We start from the raw sequence: 4,967 nt of genomic DNA on the forward strand, positions 1-4,967 counted from the left end.
TCTTTTTTGTCTCAACGATACCCTTTCGTGTAGATTTATTATGTCTCAATTCGAAGAATTGACAGGGAAAAATATAAAGATAAAATAAAGGTATGGAAAAGAAAAAAATAGAGTCAGAAAGAATAAAAAAATTACCTCCTTATATGTTTCAGGAGATAAATGCAAGAAAATTAAAATTAAGAAGAGAGGGAAAAGATATTATTGATTTTGGTATGGGAAGTCCTGATAAACCACCAGCAAAACCGGTAATTGAAAAGTTAAAAGAAGTTGTAGATAATCCAAAAGTACATGGATATAGTGCATCAAAAGGAATAACGCATCTTAGAAAAGAAATATGTACTTGGTATGGAAAAAGATTTGGAGTAAAACTTGACCCTGAAGAAGAGGCAATTGTTTGTATAGGTTCTAAAGAAGGCATAAGTCATCTGTCCTTGTCAATTTTTGATAAAGGAGATGTAGTTTTAATTCCAAATCCAACTTATCCAAGCCATTTATATAGTGCCATTATTGCAGGGGCCTCAGTTTATGATATCCCATTGACAAAAGAAAACAATTTTATTCCTGATTTTTCTCATCCAATATATGACCGTTTTCCCTATCCTAAATGTATGATTTTAAGTTATCCAAATAATCCAACAACACAAGTGGTAGAAATTGATTTTTTCAAAGAAGTAGTTAAATTTGCAAAGAAAAATAATTTGATTGTAATACATGACAATGCATATTCAGAAATATGTTTTGATGGATATAAAGCACCAAGTTTTTTACAAACACCCGGAGCAAAAAATATTGGAATAGAGTTTTATTCTCTTTCAAAAACATACAATATGGCTGGATGGCGTGTTGGATTTGCAGTTGGTAATAAATATATTATACAGGCACTTACAAAACTAAAAAGTTATTATGATTATGGAATTTTTACTCCTATCCAGGTCGCTGCAATAACTGCTTTGCGACTTGAACAAAAATATATAGATGAGGTAGTTGAGACATATAGAAAAAGGAGAGATGTTCTTGTAAATGGACTTATGAGAATTGGGTGGAAAGTAGAAAAACCAAAAGCAACAATGTATATATGGGCTGAAATTCCCGAAAAATATAAAAAAATGGGTTCAATGAAATTTGCAATGTATCTTCTTGAAAAAGGCAATGTTTCTGTATCTCCTGGAGTTGGTTTTGGAAAATATGGAGAGGGTTATGTTAGAATGGCTTTGGTTGAAAATGAACAAAGAATTAAACAAGCAATAAAATCACTTAGAAAAATAATTTAGTTATTTTTTCCCGAAAAATATAAGAATGTTTTTATCTTTTTATATTCAAAATAGACGCTTTTATAAAAGCAGAAAATAGGGGATGTGGTGCAAATGGTTTTGATTTAAATTCTGGGTGGAATTGAGTTGCAACAAAAAAGGGATGCTCCTTAATTTCAATAATTTCAATAAGTCCGTTATCAGGATTGATTCCTGCAAAAACCATTCCTTTTTCTTCCATAATATCTTTGTATGTGTTATTAAATTCATATCTATGTCTGTGTCTTTCATAAATTTTATTTTTCCCATATGAGGAATAAGAAATTGTTCCTTTTTTTAAAACACATCTATAAGCACCTAATCTCATTGTTCCACCCATTTTGCTAATTTTTTTCTGTTGTTCCATAAGGTCTATTACTGGATTTTTGGTTTTTGGATTAAATTCACTGCTATTGGCATCTTGAAGGGTACAAACATTTCTGGCAAATTCAATTATTGAACAATGCATGCCTAAACATATACCTAAAAATGGGATTTTATTTTCTCTTATATATTTTATTGCTTTTATCATACCCTCTACGCCTCTTAATCCAAAACCACCTGGCATTATTGCTCCATCAACATCTATTAAATATTTTTCTGCACTATTTTTTTCTATATCTTCTGAATCAATTTTTTTAAAACTTACTTTTGTTTCATTACCAATTCCACCATGAATTAACGCTTCATAAATTGATTTATAAGAGTCCTGCAATTTTATATACTTTCCTATAACTCCAATTACAACTTCTTTCTTTGTGTTTTTTAATGCCTTAACTATATTTTCCCATTTGGAAAGGTTATTTTTATTACCTCTCATTCCAAGATATTTTAAAATTATTCTATCTAATTTCTGATGTGCAAATATAAGAGGGATTTCATATATAAGGTCTGTATCAATTGCTTCTATTACTGCTTCTTTTTTGACATTACAAAAAAGAGCAATTTTTTCTCTTATTTCATCTCCTAATGGTTTTTCTGTTCTGCATAAAAGAATTTTTGGTTGAATACCTATTTCTCTAAGTCGTCCAACACTATGTTGAGTTGGTTTTGTTTTTAATTCTTCTGCTGCTCTTATATATGGAATAAGAGTAAGATGTATGTGTAATGTATCTTCTTCTGGCAATGTAATTTGAATTTGCCTTATTGCCTCAAGAAATGGCAAACTTTCAATATCTCCAACAGTTCCTCCAACTTCCGTAATTATAAAATCAACTTTATCAATAAGGTCAAAAACCCTTTTTTTAATTTCATTTGTTATATGGGGGATGACTTGAACTGTTTTGCCTAAATATTCTCCTTTTCTTTCTTTTGAAATAACAGTATAGTAAATCTGTCCACTTGTTGCATTGTTTTTTCTTGTCATTTTTGCATCTGTGAATCTTTCATAGTGTCCCAGGTCAAGGTCTGTCTCAGCACCATCTTCTGTAACATAAACTTCTCCATGTTGAAATGGGCTCATAGTTCCAGGGTCAACATTTATGTATGGGTCAAACTTTAAAAATGTTACTTTATACCCGTGTGATTCAAGTAAAGAGCCAATTGAAGCAGATGCAATCCCTTTCCCTAAGGAAGAAACAACTCCACCAGTTATGAATATAAATTTTTTATTTTTCTTCATATTTATAAATATTCCCTTTAATTTTACATTTTAAGTTTCTCTATATCACCAATTGTATCAACACACGGTGAGTCCTTTTTAACTATTGCTGTTTTTATTTTATACCCATTTTCAATAATTCTCAATTGTTCTAATTTTTCAATACTTTCAAGAAAGGTTGTTTCCATCTTTGCAAATTTTTCAAGAAATACCTTTCTGAAAATATAAACTCCAATATGCTTATAAAAAACAACTTTTTTTGAAGAATATAATTTATCCGGGTTAAAATAAATTCTTGGATATGGAATTAAAGAACGAGAAAAATATAATGCATTATTTTCTTTATCCAGTACAACTTTTACAACATTAGGATTATAAAGGTCTTCTTTTTCCCTTATTTTTGTTACAGATGTAGAAATGTTAATAGATGGGTTTCCTAACATAATTTCTAATGGTTTTTTAACTGCCTCAATAGGCAAAAATGGTTCATCTGCCTGAATATTTACAACTATATCAATTTTTTCCTTAATTTTTCCAATTGCTTCTGCAACTCTATCGCTTCCTGTTCTACAATTTTCTGATGTCCAAATGACTTCATATTTAAATTTTTCACATTCTTCCTGGACTTTCCTACTTTCTGTTGCAATATATATTTTGTCAAAAATACCAACTATTTTCGCCCTTTCATAAACCCTCTGTAACATTGTTTTTTCACCAATTTTATAAAGGACCTTACCAGGCAATCTTTCTGAACCATATCTTGCAGGTATTACACAAATTATTCTTTTTCTCATTTTTCTATTTTAATGTATTCGGAATTTAAATTTTTTTCAAAAAATTTTTCAAGTTCTTCACTGGTTACAACTGCTGTTCCTAATTTACCAACAACAATACCACCTGCCAAATTTGCAATTATTGAAGAAATAACTTCATCTTTTGTCTGGCTAAAAGTTAGGGTAAAAGAGGCAATAACTGTATCCCCTGCTCCTGTTACATCATATACTTCTTTTGCGACAGATGGAATATGAAAGATATTATTTTTTCTATCAAATAAAATCATTCCCTGTTTTCCAAGAGTAATAATAAGAATTTCACTTTTAAGTTTCTTTTTTATTTTCTTTCCTAATTTTATTATTTCGTTTTTACTTTCAGGGTTGTTTTCTTTCATTCCTTCTGCTGCTTCTTTTTTGTTTGGAGTTAAACAGGTAACATTTTTATAATAAGTAAAGTGCTGAATTTTTGGGTCAATACATAGAATAATTCCTCTTTTCTTTTTAATATCAATAAGGTAATTTATCAATTTTTTTGTAATAATTCCTTTTCCATAATCAGAAACAATTATTCCATCAATTTTATTATTTACGATTTCATCAATTTTTCCAATAATTTGTTTTACTTCTTTATCAGATATTTCTTTTCTTTTTTCTCTATCTATTCTCACAATTTGCTGGTCTCTGCCAATTATTCTTGTTTTGGTAATTGTAGAAGAAAGGGACCTTTTAAGAAAGAATGTTTCAATTCCCTTTTCTTTTATTATATGAGTTAAAATTTCACCATTTGTATCTTTACCAATTCCGCCTATCAAAAACACATTTCCACCAAGTGATTTTATATTTAGAGCAACATTTCCTGCTCCCCCAGCAGTGAAACTTTCTTCTTTTACTTCAACCACAGGAACAGGTGCTTCTGGAGAAATTCTTGAAACATCACCATAAATATAATTATCAAGAATAACATCTCCAACAACAAGTATATTTTTCCTCTGTGATTTTTCAAGTACTTCTTTTAACTTTTTCTGACTTAAAAACCTTGATAATTTTTCTTTTTCCATTTATATCCAGAAAATTTGATTCCCGTGTTTTCCTGTAAAGAAATCAATTATAAACCATATACCAGCGCATGTATAAAGACCTAATGGCAACCCTAAGAAGAAATATTTCAATTTTTCATAAATATTTGCCCCACCATATTTTAAAATTAGTTTTTTTATAAGCCAGATAATAAAAATTGAAAACCATAAATTATCCATAAGCCATACAGGCCCTATTAAAAAACCAATTGGATGTAATGGCCACCAT

At 29.5% G+C, this 4,967-nt stretch carries 5 protein-coding genes; 1 reads left to right on the forward strand and 4 read right to left on the reverse strand.

The window, feature by feature from the left end; all coding sequences use genetic code 11:
• Positions 1-92: 92 nt before the first annotated feature.
• The gene (locus PLW95_07810) at positions 93-1,271 is read left to right on the forward strand and encodes an aminotransferase class I/II-fold pyridoxal phosphate-dependent enzyme (GenBank protein ID HOV22559.1); all 1,179 of its coding nucleotides are present in this window, start codon (positions 93-95) and stop codon (positions 1,269-1,271) included.
• Positions 1,272-1,302: 31 nt separating this feature from the next.
• On the opposite strand, the gene PLW95_07815 is transcribed toward PLW95_07810, so the two are convergent.
• The 4 genes from PLW95_07815 to PLW95_07830 all read right to left on the reverse strand — a co-directional run.
• A complete protein-coding gene (locus tag PLW95_07815; protein ID HOV22560.1) occupies positions 1,303-2,910 on the reverse strand; it encodes a CTP synthase in 1,608 nt (535 codons plus the stop codon).
• A 23-nt stretch (positions 2,911-2,933) separates the two neighbouring features.
• A complete protein-coding gene (gene kdsB / locus PLW95_07820; protein HOV22561.1) occupies positions 2,934-3,683 on the reverse strand; it encodes a 3-deoxy-manno-octulosonate cytidylyltransferase in 750 nt (249 codons plus the stop codon).
• The gene (gene rfaE1, locus PLW95_07825; protein ID HOV22562.1) at positions 3,680-4,720 is read right to left on the reverse strand and encodes a D-glycero-beta-D-manno-heptose-7-phosphate kinase; all 1,041 of its coding nucleotides are present in this window, start codon (positions 4,718-4,720) and stop codon (positions 3,680-3,682) included. The genes kdsB and rfaE1 overlap by 4 nt, the downstream gene beginning before the upstream one ends.
• On the reverse strand, positions 4,721-4,967 hold a 247-nt coding region (locus PLW95_07830), incomplete at its 5' end, for a hypothetical protein (GenBank protein ID HOV22563.1). It lies immediately after the preceding gene.

Source organism: bacterium (assembly GCA_035370465.1).
In the GTDB taxonomy this organism is placed as follows: domain Bacteria; phylum Ratteibacteria; class UBA8468; order B48-G9; family JAFGKM01; genus JAGGVW01.